Annotated in this window: 16 protein-coding genes and 1 pseudogene; 8 read left to right on the forward strand and 9 right to left on the reverse strand. The window is 62.2% G+C overall.

Going from position 1 to position 18009, the window contains the following annotated elements; genetic code table 11:
- Positions 1 to 74 precede the first annotated feature (74 nt).
- From KW062_RS17450 to KW062_RS28970, 4 genes and pseudogenes are all read right to left on the reverse strand, one after another.
- Positions 75 to 260 (reverse strand): annotated as a pseudogene (locus tag KW062_RS17450) (helix-turn-helix domain-containing protein); the annotation flags it as partial.
- Positions 261 to 472: 212 nt separating this feature from the next.
- Positions 473 to 1111, reverse strand: a complete 639-nt coding sequence (locus tag KW062_RS17455; RefSeq protein ID WP_027616475.1) for a response regulator transcription factor — start codon at positions 1109 to 1111, stop codon at positions 473 to 475.
- Positions 1108 to 2370, reverse strand: a complete 1263-nt coding sequence (locus tag KW062_RS17460) for a HAMP domain-containing sensor histidine kinase (protein ID WP_027616474.1) — start codon at positions 2368 to 2370, stop codon at positions 1108 to 1110. Before KW062_RS17460 ends, KW062_RS17455 begins: the two co-directional genes overlap by 4 nt.
- 2 nt (positions 2371 to 2372) lie before the next feature.
- Entirely contained in the window at positions 2373 to 2495 is a 123-nt protein-coding gene (locus tag KW062_RS28970; protein ID WP_256350804.1) for a hypothetical protein, read from the reverse strand.
- Between the two features lie 156 nt (positions 2496 to 2651).
- Between KW062_RS28970 and KW062_RS17465 the strand changes: the two genes are divergently transcribed.
- From KW062_RS17465 to KW062_RS17490, 6 genes are all read left to right on the forward strand, one after another.
- The gene (locus tag KW062_RS17465; protein WP_105754583.1) at positions 2652 to 3836 is read left to right on the forward strand and encodes an ABC transporter substrate-binding protein; all 1185 of its coding nucleotides are present in this window, start codon (positions 2652 to 2654) and stop codon (positions 3834 to 3836) included.
- A gap of 41 nt (positions 3837 to 3877) precedes the next feature.
- Positions 3878 to 4837, forward strand: coding sequence for a YVTN family beta-propeller repeat protein (locus KW062_RS17470; RefSeq protein ID WP_105754584.1), 960 nt, complete (start codon positions 3878 to 3880; stop codon positions 4835 to 4837).
- Positions 4834 to 5574 (forward strand): ATP-binding cassette domain-containing protein, encoded by a 741-nt coding sequence (locus tag KW062_RS17475; protein ID WP_105754585.1) that lies wholly within the window; start codon positions 4834 to 4836, stop codon positions 5572 to 5574. The genes KW062_RS17470 and KW062_RS17475 overlap by 4 nt, the downstream gene beginning before the upstream one ends.
- Positions 5571 to 6362 carry an ABC transporter permease gene (locus KW062_RS17480; protein ID WP_027616470.1) on the forward strand — a complete coding sequence of 264 codons (792 nt, stop codon included), beginning with the start codon at positions 5571 to 5573 and terminating at the stop codon, positions 6360 to 6362. The genes KW062_RS17475 and KW062_RS17480 overlap by 4 nt, the downstream gene beginning before the upstream one ends.
- Positions 6363 to 6487: 125 nt before the next feature.
- Positions 6488 to 7045 carry a PQQ-dependent catabolism-associated CXXCW motif protein gene (locus KW062_RS17485; protein ID WP_027616469.1) on the forward strand — a complete coding sequence of 186 codons (558 nt, stop codon included), beginning with the start codon at positions 6488 to 6490 and terminating at the stop codon, positions 7043 to 7045.
- A gap of 56 nt (positions 7046 to 7101) precedes the next feature.
- Positions 7102 to 7767: a response regulator transcription factor gene (locus tag KW062_RS17490; protein WP_027616468.1), complete on the forward strand. Its 666-nt coding sequence runs from the start codon at positions 7102 to 7104 to the stop codon at positions 7765 to 7767.
- A 109-nt stretch (positions 7768 to 7876) separates the two neighbouring features.
- Here the strand turns inward: KW062_RS17490 and pgm are convergent, their stop codons facing one another.
- The 4 genes from pgm to KW062_RS17510 form a co-directional block, all read right to left on the reverse strand.
- Positions 7877 to 9520 (reverse strand): phosphoglucomutase (alpha-D-glucose-1,6-bisphosphate-dependent), encoded by a 1644-nt coding sequence (gene pgm / locus KW062_RS17495; protein ID WP_027616467.1) that lies wholly within the window; start codon positions 9518 to 9520, stop codon positions 7877 to 7879.
- A gap of 234 nt (positions 9521 to 9754) precedes the next feature.
- Positions 9755 to 11155 carry an aminotransferase-like domain-containing protein gene (locus tag KW062_RS17500; protein ID WP_027616466.1) on the reverse strand — a complete coding sequence of 467 codons (1401 nt, stop codon included), beginning with the start codon at positions 11153 to 11155 and terminating at the stop codon, positions 9755 to 9757.
- A gap of 88 nt (positions 11156 to 11243) precedes the next feature.
- Entirely contained in the window at positions 11244 to 12704 is a 1461-nt protein-coding gene (locus KW062_RS17505; protein WP_027616465.1) for a hypothetical protein, read from the reverse strand.
- Between the two features lie 602 nt (positions 12705 to 13306).
- Entirely contained in the window at positions 13307 to 14329 is a 1023-nt protein-coding gene (locus KW062_RS17510; protein ID WP_027616464.1) for a zinc-dependent alcohol dehydrogenase family protein, read from the reverse strand.
- A 267-nt stretch (positions 14330 to 14596) separates the two neighbouring features.
- On the opposite strand from KW062_RS17510, the gene KW062_RS17515 reads away from it, so the two are divergent.
- Positions 14597 to 15511, forward strand: a complete 915-nt coding sequence (locus KW062_RS17515) for a LysR family transcriptional regulator (RefSeq protein ID WP_105754586.1) — start codon at positions 14597 to 14599, stop codon at positions 15509 to 15511.
- A 15-nt stretch (positions 15512 to 15526) separates the two neighbouring features.
- Here the strand turns inward: KW062_RS17515 and KW062_RS17520 are convergent, their stop codons facing one another.
- Positions 15527 to 16315, reverse strand: coding sequence for an IclR family transcriptional regulator (locus KW062_RS17520; RefSeq protein ID WP_027616366.1), 789 nt, complete (start codon positions 16313 to 16315; stop codon positions 15527 to 15529).
- A 318-nt stretch (positions 16316 to 16633) separates the two neighbouring features.
- Between KW062_RS17520 and KW062_RS17525 the strand changes: the two genes are divergently transcribed.
- Positions 16634 to 18004, forward strand: a complete 1371-nt coding sequence (locus KW062_RS17525; protein WP_105754587.1) for an aminotransferase — start codon at positions 16634 to 16636, stop codon at positions 18002 to 18004.
- Positions 18005 to 18009: the final 5 nt, after the last annotated feature.

The following is an 18009-nucleotide window of genomic DNA, read 5'->3' on the forward strand; positions in this document are numbered from 1 at the left end:
CGCGAGCAGGCTCGCTCCTACAGGGCTCTGCACCAACCTGAAAAACCAGGTCGGCCGGTAGGCCGCCTCGTTAGCCGGCGACGGTTGTGCTCCTCGAGTCCCGCCGGGCCTTCTTTTTCATACCGCTCGACCCACTTGTAGCCGGTCTTGCGACTGATTTCGTAAGCCTGGCAGAGGGCACTGAAGCTGGGCGGACCCTTGATGTAGTCCGCGATGAAAAGCAATTTCAGGTCCATAGGTTTTAGCTCTCGCCAAGGCATGGTCAGATCCTCAAAAACCGACCCTGCCAGTTAAAAACTGTTACCTATGTGAGTGAACTGATTTGTAACCCATGTGGGTGAGTCATACCGGCGCAACCATAAGTCGCCGTTACCGCAGCAATGGATATGTACACAAACAGATCGCCATCGCTAGCAGGCTAGCTTCCACAGACACCGCGTCGAACACAATATTGGTGCAAGGCCACCCCAAGTCACCCCGCCACCCGCACCACCCCCATATCAATCCCCAGATGCACCAACTCCGCATGGGACGACACCTGCAGCTTGCTCTTGAGCAGGGTCAGGTGGTTGGACACGGTCTTGCTGCTGATGCTCAATTGCTCGGCGATGGTCCGGGCCGGGGTGCCTTTGGCGAGCATCACAAAGATCTCCAGCTCACGCTGGGTCATGCTTTGCAGGCGCGGGTCGCGGGTGTCTTGCTGTGGGTGGCAGGCGAGCTGGGTGGCCAGGGGTTGTTCGATGTAGGCATGGCCGGCGAGGATCCGCTGCACCGCTTCGATCAACACTTCCGGCGCCGAGCTTTTGGTCAGGTAGCCCGAGGCACCGGCATCCAGCGCCTGGCGCACCAAGGGCAATTCATCGTGCATGCTGAAAAACAGCACCCGCAGCTGCGGCAGGCGCTGGCGCAGGCGCCGGGTGGTTTCCAGGCCGCTGATACCGGGCAGGCCGAAATCCATGATCACCAGGTTGGGCACCGCCTCCTGCACCCGAGCCAGCGCCTCTTCACCGGTGGCCGCTTCGCGCACTTCGATCGCCGGCAACAGCGCGCGCAACAGGCTCGCGTAGCCCTGGCGGACCACCGCATGGTCATCGACCAGCAGAATATTCATGACGCCTCCACAGGCATGCTCAAGGCCAGCGCCCATCCGGCGCCGGGCTGACTGATGATGCGCAGCTCGCCGCCAAGGCTGCGGGCTCGCTCGAACATTGAATACAGACCGACACCCGGCCGTTGCGGCCGCTGCGCCCCGCGCCCGTTGTCGCGCACCAGCAAGCGCAGGCGCCCGCCGCGCTGCTGCAGACGAACCCGCACCTGACTGGCCTGGGCATGCCGGGCGACGTTGGTCAGCGCCTCTTGCAGCAGGCGATAGAGGTGGGCCTGCTCAGGCAAGCTCAACACCGGCAGCTGTGCGCCGACCCGCAGCCGGCATTCGATGCCTTGGCGGCCCTGCCATTGCTCCACCAGCAAGGCAAAGGCTGCAGCCAGCGGCAGATGCTGCAAGGCCACCGGATACAGCTCGCGCACCAGCGTGCGAAACCCTTGCTGCAAGTGCTCGCAGTTGTGCTCCAGCTCACGCACCGTGCGCTCGACGGTCTCCGGCTGGTCCACCACCAGCCGCAGCAGACAGGCCTGGGCACGAATGCCCGCCAGGTACTGACCGAGGTCGTCGTGCAGGGTCTGCGCCAGATGGGTGCGTTCCTGCTCCTGCACCGCCAACAGGGTGCGCGTCAGGTGGGTGTTGTCGGCACGGGCCTGCTCCAGGGCCTCGGTCATGCGATTGAACTGAGTCGCCAGCTGCCGCGCTTCCGCCACGCCCTCGGTGGGCAGGCGCACCTTGAGCTGCCCGTCGCAGACCTGCTGCAAGGCCCGCTGCAGTTGCTGCAACTGGCCCAGGCCACGGCTGACCGCCCAGCGAATGGTCAACAGGCTGACCAGCAACGCCAGGCCGCACAGGCTCAGTAACTGCTGCAGGGAATCCCAGACTTCGTCGATTTCATCCCGCGGATCGAGGGCGATCTGCACCCGCCGACCGTCCGCCAGATCCAGCAGCCGCGCACTGTGTCGGGCCTCGGCGAACAACAGTCGTCCCAACCAGGCGTCCAACCCGCTCTGCGGCGTTGAAGGCGCTGTCTCGCCAGGTTGCAGCCACTGCACCCGTACGTGACGCAGGCTTTCAGTCAGGCGCGGTTGCAGGCCGGCCGGGTCACGCTCGGCGCTGTCGCTCAGGTACTCGACCACCGCCTGCGCCGATTGCAGCTCGCGCTCGACGTCCGCCAGCGCCTGGTGCAGCAGCAGGCCGACGCAGGCCAGTGTCACCAGGGCAAAAAAGCCGCCGACCCACAGGTTGATCCGCCATAGCGCCGACATGCCTAGCGCCCGCCGCTGGCCGGAATCAAACGCAAGGGTGCCGGTTGGGCACCGTGCAGCCGGTCGATGCCGATCATGCTGAGGATCAGCAGCAACGGCAGGAGCAATGCCTTGAGAATTCGCATGGTCGATCCCCTCCGGATGGTAGCCGCCATAGCCCATGCTAAAACCACGCCGGCCCCGACGAGTTACTACCTTGGTACTGCCCCAGCGGTACTTTCTGCATATTTGCAGGTCGTCGTGGCCTTCCTATGCTGGCGCTACCCCAGAGGAAGTGCCCCATGCGCCAGCTAGTCCCCTACGCCCTGAACTACCTGCTGGCGATTGCCTGCGCCGCCGGACTGGCGACCCACAGCCAGGCCGCCGAGGCGCCGCTGCAGGTGCGCATCGGCTACCTCGGCTACCGCCCAGACCCCGGCCCGCTGCTGTCCAACGTGATCCCCGAACCCAGCGATGCGGGGCTGCGCGGCGCGCAACTGGCAATCACCGACAGCAACAGCACCGGGCGTTTTCTCAACCAGAGCTACAGCCTCGAAAGCGCCAGCGTCGACAGCCCAGAGGCGCTGCTCGCCGCTGCCCAGGCCCAGCACGCCCAAGGCCTGCGCCTGTTCGTCATCAACGCACCGGCCGCCAGCCTGCGCCAACTCAGTGCCGCCCTGCCCGACAGCCTGCTGTTCAACGCTGGCAGCGCCGATGACCGCCTGCGCAGCACCGAATGCCTGCCCAACGTACTGCACAGCCTGCCCAGCCGCGCCATGCTCGCCGATGCCCTCGGACAATTCCTGGTCGTGCGCAAATGGCAGCGGGCGCTGCTGATCGTGGGCCCCACCGAGGACGACCAGGCCTATGCCGCCGCCCTGCGCCGCGCCGCCAAGCGCTTCGGCGTGCAACTGGTGGCGGAAAAAGCCTGGACCTTCGACAACGATCAGCGGCGCAGCGCCCAGGCCGATATGCCGCTGTTCACTCAGACCGCCGAGTACGACGTGGTGCTGGTGGCCGACGAGCGCGGCGACTTCGGCGAGTACGTGCCCTACCAGACCTGGTACCCACGCCCGGTCGCCGGCACCCAGGGCCTGACGCCGGTGGGCTGGCACAAGACCGTGGAAACCTACGGCGCCGCACAACTGCAAAAGCGCTTTGAAGCCCTCGCCGGACGCTGGATGAACGACCGGGATTTCGCCGCCTGGATTGCCGTGCGCAGCATCGCCAGTGCGGTCAGCAAACTGCGCCAGAGCGAGCCGATGGCGATCCGTCAGTTGGAGCTCAGCGACCAGTTGCCGCTGGACGGTTTCAAGGGCCGCAAGCTCAGCTATCGGCCGTGGAATGGCCAACTGCGGCAACCGATCCCGATCGTCCAGCCAAGGGCGCTGGTCAGCACTTCGCCCCAGGACGGTTTCCTCCATCCCTTCAACGAAATGGACAGCCTGGGCTACGACAAGGCCGAGGTCAGCTGCCGCTTTCCCTGATCGACACCCATGACAACGACAACAACAAAAAGGAATCCACCATGCGCCGCACCCTGCTTTCCTGCGCCCTGTTACTCGCCGCCGGGCACGCCGCGGCAAGTACTGCCTGGGTCTCCAACGAAAAGGACAACAGCCTGAGCCTGATCGACATGCAGACCCTGCAAGTCACCGAGACCCTGCCGGTCGGCCAGCGTCCGCGCGGCCTGCTGCTGTCCCATGACAACAAGCTGCTGTACATCTGCGCCAGCGATTCGGACCGGGTCCAGGTGATGGACGTGGCGACCCGCAAGATCATCAAGGAACTGCCCTCCGGCAAGGACCCCGAGCAATTCGCCCTGCACCCCAACAACCGCTGGCTGTATGTGTCCAACGAGGACGATGCGCTGGTCACGGTGATCGACACCGAGACCTCCAAGGTGCTCGGCCAGATCAACGTCGGCGTCGAGCCCGAAGGCATGGCGGTCAGCCCCGACGGCAAGTGGGCGGTGAACACCAGTGAAACGACCAACATGCTGCACTGGATCGACACCAGCACCCAGACCCTGGCCGACAGCACGTTGGTCGACCAGCGTCCGCGCTTCGTCGAATTCTCTCCGGACGGCAAGCAGCTCTGGGCCTCGGCAGAAATCGGCGGCACCGTGACCATTCTCGATGTGGCCAGCCGCAACGTGCTCAAGACTCTCAACTTCGCGATCAAGGGCGTGCACCCGGACAAGGTCCAGCCAGTGGGGGTCAAGCTCAGTGCCGACGGCAAGTACGGATTCGTCGCCCTCGGCCCGGCCAACCATGTGGCGGTGATCGACGCCAACACTTTCAAGATTCTTGACTATCTGCTGGTGGGGCGGCGCGTTTGGCAGATGGCATTTACCCCGGATCAGAAACAGCTGCTGGCCACCAATGGCGTCAGCGGCGATGTCTCGGTGATTGACGTCGACAGCCTCAAAGTCATCAAGTCGGTGAAGGTCGGGCGTTATCCCTGGGGCGTGGTGGTCACCCCATGAACGCCCTCGACGTCAGCGACCTGAGCTTTGCCTATGGCGCCCGCGAGGCGCTGCGCCAGGTCACTTTCGGCCTGGCGCCGGGACGTTTTGCTGCGGTACTCGGGCCTAACGGCGCAGGCAAATCGACCCTGATCGCGCTGTTGACCCGACTCTATGATCTGCAGCAGGGCGACATCCGCGTCGGCGGCTGTTCGCTGCGCAACGCCGCCGGCCCGGCTCTGCGGCAATTGGGCGTGGTGTTCCAGCAGAGCACCCTCGACCTCGACCTTAGCGTCGAACAGAACCTGCGATATCACGCCGCCCTGCATGGCCTGTCACGGCGCCAGAGCGGGCTGCGAGTCGAGGCCGAGCTGGCACGCCAGGACTTGATGGAGCGGCGCCGCGAACGGGTGCGCGAACTGAATGGTGGGCATCGTCGCCGTGTGGAAATCGCCCGCGCCCTGTTGCATGAACCACGCCTGCTGTTGCTCGACGAAGCCAGCGTCGGCCTCGATCCGGCCAGCCGCCTGGCCCTCAACCAGCACCTCCGCACCCTGTGCCGCGAACAGCGGTTGAGCGTGCTGTGGACCACCCACCTGCTGGACGAAGTACAACCCAGCGACGACTTGCTGATTCTCCATCAAGGCCGCCTGGTCGCCAGCGGTCAGGCGGCCGTTCTCAGCCAGGCCCACGGCGGCGACCTTGACTCGGCCTTCGCCCGCCTGACCACCACAGTCCCATCAGGAGTTACATCATGAGCGCCTACTGGGAATGCCTGCGCGGCATCGTGCTGCGCGAATGGCTGCGTTTCGTGTTGCAGCGCACGCGTTTTCTCAGCGCCCTGGTGCGCCCGCTGTTGTGGCTGCTGGTGTTCGCCGCCGGGTTTCGCGCGGCGTTGGGCATTGCGATCATCGAACCCTACGACACCTATATCCCCTATGAGGTCTACATCATCCCCGGGCTGGCCTGCATGATCCTGCTGTTCAACGGCATGCAGGGCTCGCTGGCGATGGTCTACGACCGGGAGATGGGCAGCATGCGCGTGCTGCTCACCAGCCCGTTGCCGCGCACCTTTCTGCTGTGCAGCAAATTGCTGGCAACGGCGTTGATCTCGCTGCTGCAGGTGTATGCGTTCCTGATGATTGCCTGGCTGTATGGCGTCCGCCCACCGGCCGCTGGCATGCTATTGGCGTTGCCGGCGTTGCTGCTGGTGGCGCTGATGCTCAGCGCGCTGGGGCTGTTGTTGTCCAATGCGATTCGCCAGCTGGAGAACTTCGCCGGGGTGATGAACTTCGTGATCTTCCCGCTGTTTTTCCTGTCTTCGGCGCTGTATCCGTTGTGGAAGATGCGCGAGTCCAGTGAGTGGCTGTACTGGCTGTGCGCGCTCAACCCGTTCACTCATGCGGTGGAACTGGTGCGGTTTGCCTTATATGAACGCCTCAATCCGCTGGCCCTGGCGGTGTGCGCCGGGCTGACCCTGGTGTTTGCGCTACTGGCGGTGCTGACGTTCAATCCGCAGCATGCTGCGGTGCGAAAGGCCAATTGAGCACAACCCTTGCTCCTACAAATAATGAAACCAGTACTTTAGTACTGCTTTTCCTGTCTAACGTCGCATTCCCAACGCACTGCGACAGGCATGTAATAGGTCACAACAATAAGGACTGAACCTTTATGCCGCGTGCCTGCCGCCGTCCCCTGCGCCCTTGCCTGGCGCTGCTCTCGCTGTGCCTCATGTTGGGCGTCGCCCAGGCCCAGACCGCGCTATTTTCCAGTGACGGTTACCGCATCGATGTCTACCGCAGCCCGACGCCGCAGCAACTCGACGGCGCGACCCTGGTCGACACCCCTGCCCTGCAAACGTTGCTGAAACAAACCCCGGCGCCGTTGCTGATCGACGTCTATCGACGGCAATGGCTGCACGAACGCTTCATCGAAGATCAGCCTCACGAAAATGTGCCCGGCAGCCATTGGCTGGCCAACACCGGCGATGGTGAACTGACCCCGCTCTGGCAAGCCTACTTCGCAGGCAATCTCGCCCGTTTGACCGCTGGCGATCACAGCCGGCCAATGGTGTTCTACTGCCGCTCTGATTGCTGGTTGAGTTGGAACGCGGTGAAACGCGCCGCCGCCCTGGGCTATACGAGCCTGTACTGGTACCGCGACGGCGTCGACGCCTGGCAGGCCGCCAACCTGCCCCTGACAACCGCACAGCCCGAGGCTTTTCCCTGACGTTGCACCTTGCGTGTTATTGCCACACCATAATCAAAATAATGAGGTGAGAGGCTATGTATAAAATTCTGATTGCCGACGATCACCCGCTGTTTCGCGAAGCGATCCATAACGTTATCAGTGATGGTTTCCCCGGCAGCGAGGTGATGGAAACTGCCGACCTCGACAGTGCCCTGGCGCTGACTGAAAGCCATGACGATCTGGATCTGATCCTGCTCGACCTGAACATGCCCGGCATGCACGGTCTCAATGGCCTGATCAACCTGCGCAACGAGGCACCGACCATTCCGGTGGTGATCGTTTCGGCCGAGCAGGACAAGCAGATTGTCCTGCAGGCCATCACTTATGGAGCGGTGGGCTTCATCACCAAGTCTTCGCCCCGGGCGCAGATGACCGATGCCATCGAGCAGATTCTCAATGGCAACGTCTACCTGCCGCCCGACATCATCCGCACCCAGAAGAGCAGCAGCCCACGGCGAATGAACGACACCCCGAGCTTCCCACCCGAACTGCTTCAGGCGCTGACCCGCAAGCAGTTGCTGGTGCTGGAACGAATGACCAAAGGGGAATCGAACAAGCAAATCGCCTACACCCTGGAAATCGCCGAAACCACGGTCAAGGCCCACGTCTCGGCGATTCTGCGCAAACTCAACGTGCACAACCGGGTGCAGGCGATCCTCAGTGCCGGGGATATTGATTTCGGGTCGTATTTGCGCCGGTGAGAGGCATGCCGGGCGGTAACATGAACTGTAGGAGCGAGCCTGCTCGCGATGGCGGCGTATCTGATACACCGCAGCGCCTGAATCGCTAGCAGGCTAGCTCCTACAATGATTACCCGCTAATCGCCCCATCCACCAACGCCTGCGCTTCTTGCACCAATTGCTTGAGGTGCGCATCGCCAATGAAGCTCTCGGCGTAGATCTTGTAAATGTCCTCAGTGCCCGAAGGACGGGCGGCGAACCAGCCGTTTTCGGTCATCACCTTCAGGCCGCCAATTGCCTGATCATTGCCCGGCGCCTTGCTGAGGATCTGCTGGATCGCTTCGCCGGCCAGTTCGGTGGACTTGACCTGTTCTGGCGCCAGCTTGCCCAGCAGGGCTTTCTGCTCGGGACTGGCCTTGGCATCGACACGCACGGCAAAGGGTTCACCCAGCTCGGCGGTCAGGGCGGCATACGCCTGGCTTGGATCGCGACCGGTACGGGCGGTCATTTCCGCCGCCAGCAAGGCCGGGATCAGACCGTCCTTGTCGGTGCTCCAGACGCCGCCGTCCTTGCGCAGGAACGAAGCACCGGCGCTTTCTTCACCGCCAAAGCCCAGGGAGCCGTCGAACAAACCGTCGGCAAACCATTTGAAGCCCACCGGCACTTCGTACAGGCGACGGCCCAGGCGCTTGGCCACCCGGTCGATCAGGCCACTGCTGACCACGGTCTTGCCCACGGCGGCGTCGGCACGCCATTGCGGGCGGTTCTGGAACAGGTAGTCGATGGACACGGCCAGGTAGTTGTTCGGCGCCAGCAGGCCACCGGACGGTGTGACAATACCGTGGCGGTCGTGGTCCGGGTCGCAGGCAAAGGCCACGTCAAAACGTTCCTTGAGGCCGATCAAGCCCTGCATCGCATGACTGGAGGACGGGTCCATGCGGATCTGCCCGTCCCAATCCACCGACATGAAGCGGAAGGTCGGGTCGACCTCGGTGTTGACCACGTCCAGGTCCAGGCGATAGTGCTCGGCAATCGCCGACCAGTAGCGCACCCCGGCACCCCCCAGCGGATCGACGCCCAGGCGCAGTTTGGCGTCGCGGATCGCGTCAAAATCGATGACGTTGACCAGGTCTGCGACGTAAGTATTGAGGTAGTCATGGCGATGGGTGGTGTCGGCCTTGAGCGCCTGCTCGACACTGATGCGCTTGACCCCGGCGAGCTTGTTCGCCAGCAATTCGTTGGCCTTGGCTTCGATCCACTTGGTGATGTGGGTATCGGCTGGGCCACCGTTGGTGGGGTTGTATTTGTAGCCGCCGCTTTGCGGCGGGTTGTGCGATGGCGTGATGACGATACCGTCCGCCAGCCCCGTGGTACGACCCCGGTTGTAGCAGAGAATGGCGTGGGACACCGCCGGCGTCGGCGTGTACTCGTCGTTCGCCGCGATCATCACGGTCACGCCGTTGGCCGCCAGCACTTCCAAGGCGCTGGCACCGGCCGGGGTCGACAGCGCGTGGGTGTCGATCCCGACAAACAGCGGTCCGTCGATACCCTGGGCCTGACGGTACAGGCAGATAGCCTGGCTGATGGCCAGTACGTGCCATTCATTGAAACTCAGCTCGAACGAGCTGCCACGGTGCCCCGAGGTGCCGAACGCGACACGCTGGGTTGCCACCGAAGCGTCCGGTTGGCCTGTGTAATAGGCCGTTACCAGTCGCGGGATATCGACCAGCAACTGGGCTGGCGCCGGTTTGCCCGCAAAAGGACTGAGTGTCATGCAAAACCTCTGAAAAAAAGTGGTTCGGGTATAGGGCTGTAGGGGCGAGCCTGCTCGCGAAGAACGTGAACGATCATGCGATCATTCTGGATAATCGCGGCGCCTACAGTTTTTCGCGAGCAGGCTCGCTCCTACAAAGACTGGAGCCAAAATACTGCTGATGCAGTTTACTGGCAGTTTGACCATTGAGCGACGTTATATATCCGCCAGCGCGCAGTTAAAATTGCCCGCCGCTCAGTCAATGAGCTCCAGGCGCAGGGCGTCGGCCAACTGACTCATGGCCATGTCAAGATCGTGCTGGGCGCTGAAGGCGTGACTCAGGCGCACATGCTGGGCGTGCAGGCCATGCAGGCTGAACAGCTCACCCGGGGCGATCACCACGCTTTGCTTGAGCATGCGCTGGAACACCCGGCGCATGTCCACCGGCCGCAGCGAACGGAGCCAGAGCGTGGCCCCGCCCCTCGGCTCGACGCACTCCATGGCATCGCCCAGACGCTCCTGCATTACCTGCAGCATCCGCGCCTTGCGCTCACACAACAGGCGCCGCAGCACTTGCAGGTGCTGATCAATGCGCCCGCTGCTGTAAAGCCGGGCGATGGCTTTCTGACGAATCGGCGACAGGCGAAAGGACCGCAGCAAAAAGGTCCGTTGCAGCTCCATGCTCAACGCCCGCGACAGCAGATAACCGTAGGGCGCTTCCGGGCCCATGAGTTTCTCGAAAGTGGAGAACACCAGCAGGCGCTCGGGATCGAGCAGGTCCCGCAGACGCCGCTCGCTGGGCTCGTGGCTCAACTCGCCATAGACATCGTTCTCCAGGACCCAGCAGCCATGCAGGCGTAACATCCGCGCAATGCTCTGGCGATTGTCCTCCGGCATGACGCTACCGCTGGGCATGCTGACCCCGGACGAGAGCAGTACCATCTGCACCTTCTCGGTGGCGAGCAGACGGGCGAGCAATTGCGGGTCAAGGCTGCCATTGCTGGCCAAAGGCAGTTCAATCACCCTGACCCCAGCCGATTGCAACAGGCGCAGGATGACCCAGTCGCAGGGCGACTCCACCAGCACCGTGGCGCCCTTGAGCCCCAGCACGGCGATCAGGATCTCCAGCACCCCGCGCAGATCGGCCCCGATATAGACATCGTCGGGATGCCAGCAGCGAATCGGCGAAGTGGTGTAACGGGCTGCCAGCGCCGTGCGCAGTTCCAGCTCGCCACAGGGCTGCGAGTGCGGTTGCTGCTGACGCGGATACTGACGCACCAGTTCGCGCTCCAGCAGCAGCAAGGGACTGTCCAGCGATTGCAACTGCGCCGGCTCATCACTGCTCATCACCAGCATGCCGGGGCGCCGGACGCTGACATACAGGCTTTCCAGCAGATCGTTACCTCCACAGAACGCGGCATTCAGCGCAACCGGCAAGGCGTAATATCCGGACTTGGCCACCGAGTACACCCGCCCTTCCTTTTCCAACAGCGAGTAGGCGTACTGAATGGTCGAGATCGATACCCCCAAGCGCTCCGCCAGCTGACGCAGCGACGGCAACTTGATCGGCCGCTCCGCCCCCATTTCATTGATCAGGTTCGTCAAGTAGCGGTACACGGCCTGGTAGGCGAAATCAATTTCTCTGTGCGCTTTCATGGCAAGTGACCGCGCCGCGGGCAAGCCCGGGTGCTGTTTCCGGCGCGAAGTCGCCCCAGGCCTGTGCGATCCATCAATGCGGCCACCTTCAACGTCTCGCCGAACGTTCAGTCGGCACCGGCGAATCACTACGCGCAGGTGCTGCTTCCTGACTGGGGATTGGCTCGCCAGCGTCGATCGGATCCCTGGCGTAAAGGCTACGAACCTGGGCCAGCGGCAAACCGCTGACATCGACTATCCATTGCGCCACCGGCTCCGGTGCGGCCTGCCCCTGCAGTGCTTTATGCAGGTCGAGCTGCGCCACCAGCATGCCCGGATGACAGCGCCGCAGAAAACGCTCGAGTCCTGCCCCGCCATGGGCAAAGGGGGCGAACAGCAGGCATACCTGTTGCGCTTCGCTCAGGCCGAGGACTTGCTGCGCCTCGATATTGGCCTGTACCCGCAATTCCGCGACATCGCGGGGCTCCCCGTACAGCGCCAGGGCCTGCTGGCAAAACCGTTCGGGCACGCCACGCCGGCGCATGAGCAGCAGCGCATGTTGCACGTAATGGGTGAACCCACGTTCGTAGGTGTGGCCGTACAGATAAGCTGCCTGCAAGCCGTGGAAATGGGCCGACAACAAAGGGCTGGCGAAGTCGTTTTCACGCATCTGCAGATCCCGCTCGTCGGGCTGCAAGCCAAGGAACTCGGTCAACAGCGGCCAGCGTTCTTCCATATTGCCAGTCACCAGGTCCTGAATATCGATATGCAGGGTCCCGCGTCGGGCGTCAAACCCGGAATGCGGTCGCCATTCGACCTGGTCATGCCCGGCGTAGAGCTCGCGGAACAAATCCTCCTGCAGCTCTTCAAGGGTGTCGAACAAACCTTCAAAACTCTGCGTCGGCACAGGCATCGCCGACAGCCCGGCCTTTCTCGCACCGCGCAGCAACCCCGCGATGAACTGCCGTTGCTGGCGCGCCGTTTCCCCGCCCACCAGGGCGTCCACGCCACCCTCCCAGCGAACCATCTGGGCATAAAAATCGCCCATGGCAAGGTAGCCCTCATCACCTACTTCATAAATGCTGCCGGGCGTTCGCAGGTGCCCGAGCAACAACAGATTTCGGCGATTGAGCTCGCGGCCGGCATCCGAAATCGGCGTCGGATGGGCGAAGGGCAGGACTTCACGATGGTCGACCATCAATACTTCGACGCGAGGATCGTCGTAGACAAACAGGGCGTTGTAGCTGCGGTGAATGGATTCCATCATGGTCGGTGTCGTAGCCCCCAGACGCAGAGTCGCAACACGCATCTGGAAGGTTGCAGGACTTCTGCCGGCGATACTCAGTTGCGCGGCACGCATGAAAGCCAGGGTGTAACAACTGTCGCGGCTACCGGAATGCGAGACCAATACTTTGTAATGACCGATACGATCCGGGCCTCCGGCCGCGACTAACAGACGCTGGATTAGAAGTTGCAGGGCGGTGCGCTCTGCCCGGGAGAAAAAACTCAACAGACGAGTCAATACCTGGTGATAGACATTGTTCATCGCTGAATCATGAATGGCGCTCATCGTTATTTACCTGATATTCAATAGAACGGTACCCAAAGAACACTCATCCACCGCTACAAGCGCGTCGATGATGAATGCTTAATACGGGTCTTTAGTATCGGTGTATAAATGCTAGCACTTTGACTACAGACACCATTTGACACGATTGAGCGGCCATAACACCGGCAAGCGGAAATATCGCCAAAGCCCGCATGAACATTGGACTTCGCCTTCTAAACGGCGCTTCTTAGGATGCTTCCCACAATGTCCTACAGACAATGAGTACATCAAATTAGGAATCAACAACCAATTAGCCGAATAACAACTAACTAACGTCGACCTCAACAACCGATTCTCAACACGAGACGTAGATAAGCACTGATCCATACACCAGGCACCCGGCGGGGTGCCAACTAAAACATAAGGCTCAACCATGACTCATTCCTTGAGATGAAAGTAGTCATTCAATTATCAGGGCTTAGATGCTGATTAGAAGATACAGATCGCAGGGAAAAACCAGCTCAGTTGCGCCATTCTTCAATCAATTAAAGAAAAACAGTGAGTTAACAGCGGCCCATAAATGCAAAAGCCCGCTTTCGCGGGCTTTCGTCGGTGGCCGAGATTCAGGCCGGTTCGATCTGCAGCGCCACGCGCTCTCGGCATGGGCATTCGTCCATGTAGCGGTGTGCCTCGACAAACTCGGCAAATGGAAACACCCGGGTCTTGAGCGGCAATAGCACGCGGTCGGCGGTCAATTGGTTGATCTCGCGCAGGGCACGCTGCATGGCCACCGGGTCCTGAGCAATTCCCAACTCCGGCTTGCCGGTGAAGTTACCGATGCAGTGCACAAAGAACTGAATGTTCTTCTGGAACGCCGCACAGGCCGGAAACGGTGTCTGGTTGCCGCCTTGCAGGCCATACAACACCAGGCTGCCGCGAGGCGCCAGGACGTCGCCCAGCAGCGACATCTGCGGGCCGCCGAGACCGTCGAATACCACATCGACACCGCGGTTGTCGGTGAGCTTGTTGATCTGCATCAGCAGGTCCTGCTCTTCGGTGACAATCACCTTCTCTGCACCCAGCGAACGCAGGTACTCACGCTCGTCAGCGCTCTTGGTCGCGGCAATCACCCGCACACCCAGGGCCTTGCCCAATTGCACGAACGAAGGTCCGGCGCAGTGGCTGGCATCAGTGACCAGGGCAAATTGCCCCGGTTTGACCCGGGCCAGATCGACCAGCGCGAAATAAGCGATCAGCAGCGGCGTGTAGTGCACCGCGGCCTCGATCGGGCTCAGCACGTCGGGATAGCGGGTCACGGAGGTACGCGGCAGCACGATTTGCTCACCGTACACGGGGTAATCGTTGGGGCTTTGCGCCGGGAAACTGGCTACCCGGTCACCAATCGCCAGGTCGTCGACGCCATCGCCGAGCGCGGTGACCACGCCAGCCATTTCCTGGCCAATGCCGGAGGGCAGTCGGGCATGGGACGATGCCAGGTTCTGCCGCCACAGGGTGTCGTACCAGCTGACGCCAATCGCCTCGACACGCACCTGTACTTCACCGGGTGCCGGCTGAGCGGCCGCATGCTCTTCGCACTTGAGCACCTCGGCAGGACCAAACTTGTGAAAACGGATCGTGCGGGACATCGCAAACCTCGTCAAATTAACCTCTAATGCCCTGAACTCTATCCGGGCTTTCGCGCCAAGACCATCAGTGGCTATTAATAGTCGACATGCCTGTCATTGATTCCGCAACCGCGGCAATCCGTCCATCCACTTTGAAAACCGAACCCGTCTTGTGGGAAAAATGATTTACTCGGTGCAGAGTAACAGCCTTTCCCCGTAAGATTCATGCCGGTCATTGTTCTCAAATGGCCGCTCTCGTCAAGTTTGCTGATTCTGCCAGGACTCCAGATGAATCGTAATGACCTGCGTCGTGTCGACCTGAACCTGTTGATCGTGTTTGAAACCCTGATGCATGAACGCAGCGTGACCCGCGCCGCGGAGAAGCTGTTTCTCGGTCAACCGGCCATCAGCGCGGCCCTCTCACGCCTGCGCAGCCTGTTCGACGACCCGCTGTTCGTGCGCACCGGACGCAGCATGGAACCGTCCGCCCGCGCCGTGGAAATCTTCGCCCTGCTGTCCCCGGCCCTCGACTCGATTTCCACTGCGGTCAGCCGCGCCGCCGAATTCGACCCGGCCACCAGCACCTCGGTGTTTCGCATCGGCCTGTCCGACGACGTCGAATTCGCCCTGCTGCCGATGCTGCTCAAGCGCCTGCGCGCCGAATCGCCGGGCATTGTGCTGGTGGTGCGCCGGGTCAATTACATCCTGATGCCAGGCCTGCTGGCCTCCGGCGAAATCTCCATCGGCGTCAGTTACACCACCGACCTGCCGGCCAACGCCAAGCGCAAGGTGCTGCGCCGCAGCCAGCCCAAACTGCTGCGCGCCGACACCGTCCCCGGCCCCCTGAGCCTGGACGACTACTGCGCCCGCCCCCACGCCTTGGTGTCGTTCGCCGGCGACCTCAGTGGCTTCATCGATGAAGAGCTGGAAAAACTCGGGCGCAAACGCCACGTGGTACTGGCCGTCCCACAGTTCAACGGCCTGAGCACCCTGCTCGCCGGCACCGACATCGTCGCCACCGTCCCCGACTACACCGCCGAAGCCCTCACCGCCGCCGGCGGCGTACGTGCCGAGGATCCGCCGCTGCCGACCCGTAGCTTTGAGCTGCATATGGCGTGGCGGGGGTCGCAGGATAATGATCCGGGGGAGAGATGGTTGAGGTCGCGGATTCAGATGTTTTTTGGGGATCCAGATAGCCTCTAACCAAACACAACCGCATCAATCAGTCAAAAACTCCCCTTTGAACCCCAGGTTCCAAGACGCGCGCAATGCCGCCGTCTTCAATGCGCGCACCTGATCCGGATGGATGTCTCTGGATATGTACTGCACCGTCGCCACAAGTGCGAGGGTGCCAATCAGTTCGGCGTTGATCCCCAGAATTGGCGCTGCCAGCGCCGACACCCCCAGCGTCTCCTCTTCTATCGCGGCTGCCCAGCCCTGGCGGCGCGCCTCGCTGACCTGATGCTGCAGCACCTTGGGGTCCGTGACGGTGTGCAAGGTGATGGCCGCCAATCCCGCCGTCATGACCTGCTCGACATTCAATTGTCGGGAGAACGCCAGTGCGACCTTGCCCTGGGCATTGCAGTGCAACTGCAATTCGGTGCCGGTGCGTACGCCGATCTCCAGAGATGACTTGCCCAGTTGCGTGTCGACCACTACAAGGCGGCGCCCTTGCAGTGCCGACAGCACCACCGTCAGGCCCAATTCTTCACGCAAGTCGCGAATGGCGTCGGTCGAGGCGCTGAGCAGGTCGATACCACTGGCTGCCACGCGTCCCAGCACAAACGCCTGGATCCCCAGGCGATAGCGCGATGTCTGTGGGTTCTGGCTCAGGTAGCCGCGCTCGACCAGGGTTTTCAGGTGGCGGAATACCGAGCCCTTGGTGGTATTCAATTGGGCCGCCAGCTCGCTGACACCGATTTCGCCGTCGGCACCGGCCACGCGTTCCAGCACATCGAACGCCAGTTGCACCGACCTGACGCCGCCCTTCCCGGTTTCTTCACTCATCGTCTTGGGTCTCCCTTTCGTGCGCGCCGTTCGCACAGGCGAAACAACTCGATGGCGCGAATATCGCTCAAGCGTGAGCCACTGACAAGTGACGACCGTCCAGCGCGCTGAGCGCCCAGCAACGCTCTGAACAGCAAACCTGTTGATTCAAAAAGGAAAATTATCCCAGGTATAAAAACAACGCCCTCCTTGGTTTCGTGTGCGAAACAGTTTTTCTACCAGCGAAACAGAAAACATTTGACGAGCATCCCGATAGCTCGTAAAAATGAAACTACGTCCCGCATACGCTTACGAGTTAACCCTAGAGGAAGTACGCCCATGAATGCCCAAGGCTCGGCACTGGCCCAGCGTGATATCGCCTACCACCTTCATCCCCAGACCAACCTGCGGCTGCATGAGCAGGTCGGCCCGTTGGTGATCGAGCGTGGCGAAGGCATCTACGTGTTTGACGAAAACGGCCAGCGCTATATCGAGGGCATGTCCGGGCTGTGGTGCGCCACCCTGGGTTTCAGCCAGCCACGCCTGGCCGATGCCGCCCATGCGCAGATGCTCAAGCTGCCCTATCAGCAGACCTTCGCCCACCGCAGCCACGGTCCGGCCGCCGACCTTGCCGCCGAGTTGATTGCCCATGCCCCGGCGGGGCTGGAGAAGGTGGTGTTCCAGAGCTCCGGCTCCGAGGCCGTCGATACCGCGATCAAGTTCGTGCGCTATTACCACACCGCGATCGGCAAGCCGGGCAAGCATCGGCTGATCGCTCGCCAGCGCAGCTACCACGGCACCACCCTTGCCGCTGCCAGCCTCACCGGGTTGCCGAACATGCATAAAGGCTGGGGCGAGCCGCTGGCGGATGTGATCCACGTGCGCTGCCCGCACCTGTACCGCCAGGGCGAGCCTGGGGAGACCGAAGAAGCCTTCGCCACACGCCTGGCCGAGGAGCTTGAGCAAACCATCCTGCAAGCAGGCCCCGAGACCATCGGCGCGTTCTTCGCCGAACCGATCATGGGCACCGGCGGCGTGATCGTGCCGCCGACCGGGTACTTCGCCAAAGTTCAGGCGGTACTGCGCAAGTACGAGATCCTGATGATCGCCGACGAAGTCATCTGCGGGTTTGGACGTACCGGCCATTACTGGGGTAGCGAGGCGGTGGGCATCGAGCCCGATATGCTCACCTGCGCCAAAGGCCTGTCGGCTGCGTTTCAACCGATCTCCGCCCTGCTGGTCAGCGACCGCATCTACCAGGTCATTGCCGACCAGAGCCAGGCCCTCGGCGGCCTCGGCCACGGCTACACCTACGGCGGCCACCCGGTGGCGGCGGCCGTGGCGCTGGAAACCCTGCGCCTTTACGACGAACTGGACATCGTCGCCCATGTGCGCGAAGTGGCTCCGGCGTTCCAGGCCGGCCTGCGCGCGCTGGCTGATCATCCGCTGGTGGGTGAGGTACGCGGCATCGGCCTGATGGCAGCCCTGGAATTCGTTGCCGACAAGCACAGCCGCGAGCCGTTCGCCGCTGAACTGAAGATCGCCCAGCAGGTCAGCACGGTGCTGCAACGCAACGGCATCCTGCTGCGCGCCCTGGGAGACACCCTGGTCTTGGCGCCGCCGCTGATCGTCGATGCCGACCAGATCCAGACTATTCTCAAGGCTGTGGCCCAGGCACTGGATGAAGTCCATGCAGGTGTGCGGCCATGATCGCC

It is taken from the genome of Pseudomonas fluorescens (assembly GCF_019212185.1).
Classification (GTDB): Bacteria; Pseudomonadota; Gammaproteobacteria; order Pseudomonadales; family Pseudomonadaceae; genus Aquipseudomonas.

Bases quoted from the DNA above. Each gene is read 5' to 3' on its own strand.
- KW062_RS17455 (WP_027616475.1), bottom strand. From the start codon at position 1,111: ATGAATATTCTGCTGGTCGATGACCATGCGGTGGTCCGCCAGGGCTAC.
- KW062_RS17460 (WP_027616474.1), bottom strand. From the start codon at position 2,370: ATGTCGGCGCTATGGCGGATCAACCTGTGGGTCGGCGGCTTTTTTGCC.
- KW062_RS28970 (WP_256350804.1), bottom strand. From the start codon at position 2,495: ATGCGAATTCTCAAGGCATTGCTCCTGCCGTTGCTGCTGATCCTCAGC.
- KW062_RS17465 (WP_105754583.1), top strand. From the start codon at position 2,652: ATGCGCCAGCTAGTCCCCTACGCCCTGAACTACCTGCTGGCGATTGCC.
- KW062_RS17470 (WP_105754584.1), top strand. From the start codon at position 3,878: ATGCGCCGCACCCTGCTTTCCTGCGCCCTGTTACTCGCCGCCGGGCAC.
- KW062_RS17475 (WP_105754585.1), top strand. From the start codon at position 4,834: ATGAACGCCCTCGACGTCAGCGACCTGAGCTTTGCCTATGGCGCCCGC.
- KW062_RS17480 (WP_027616470.1), top strand. From the start codon at position 5,571: ATGAGCGCCTACTGGGAATGCCTGCGCGGCATCGTGCTGCGCGAATGG.
- KW062_RS17485 (WP_027616469.1), top strand. From the start codon at position 6,488: ATGCCGCGTGCCTGCCGCCGTCCCCTGCGCCCTTGCCTGGCGCTGCTC.
- KW062_RS17490 (WP_027616468.1), top strand. From the start codon at position 7,102: ATGTATAAAATTCTGATTGCCGACGATCACCCGCTGTTTCGCGAAGCG.
- pgm (WP_027616467.1), bottom strand. From the start codon at position 9,520: ATGACACTCAGTCCTTTTGCGGGCAAACCGGCGCCAGCCCAGTTGCTG.
- KW062_RS17500 (WP_027616466.1), bottom strand. From the start codon at position 11,155: ATGAAAGCGCACAGAGAAATTGATTTCGCCTACCAGGCCGTGTACCGC.
- KW062_RS17505 (WP_027616465.1), bottom strand. From the start codon at position 12,704: ATGAGCGCCATTCATGATTCAGCGATGAACAATGTCTATCACCAGGTA.
- KW062_RS17510 (WP_027616464.1), bottom strand. From the start codon at position 14,329: ATGTCCCGCACGATCCGTTTTCACAAGTTTGGTCCTGCCGAGGTGCTC.
- KW062_RS17515 (WP_105754586.1), top strand. From the start codon at position 14,597: ATGAATCGTAATGACCTGCGTCGTGTCGACCTGAACCTGTTGATCGTG.
- KW062_RS17520 (WP_027616366.1), bottom strand. From the start codon at position 16,315: ATGAGTGAAGAAACCGGGAAGGGCGGCGTCAGGTCGGTGCAACTGGCG.
- KW062_RS17525 (WP_105754587.1), top strand. From the start codon at position 16,634: ATGAATGCCCAAGGCTCGGCACTGGCCCAGCGTGATATCGCCTACCAC.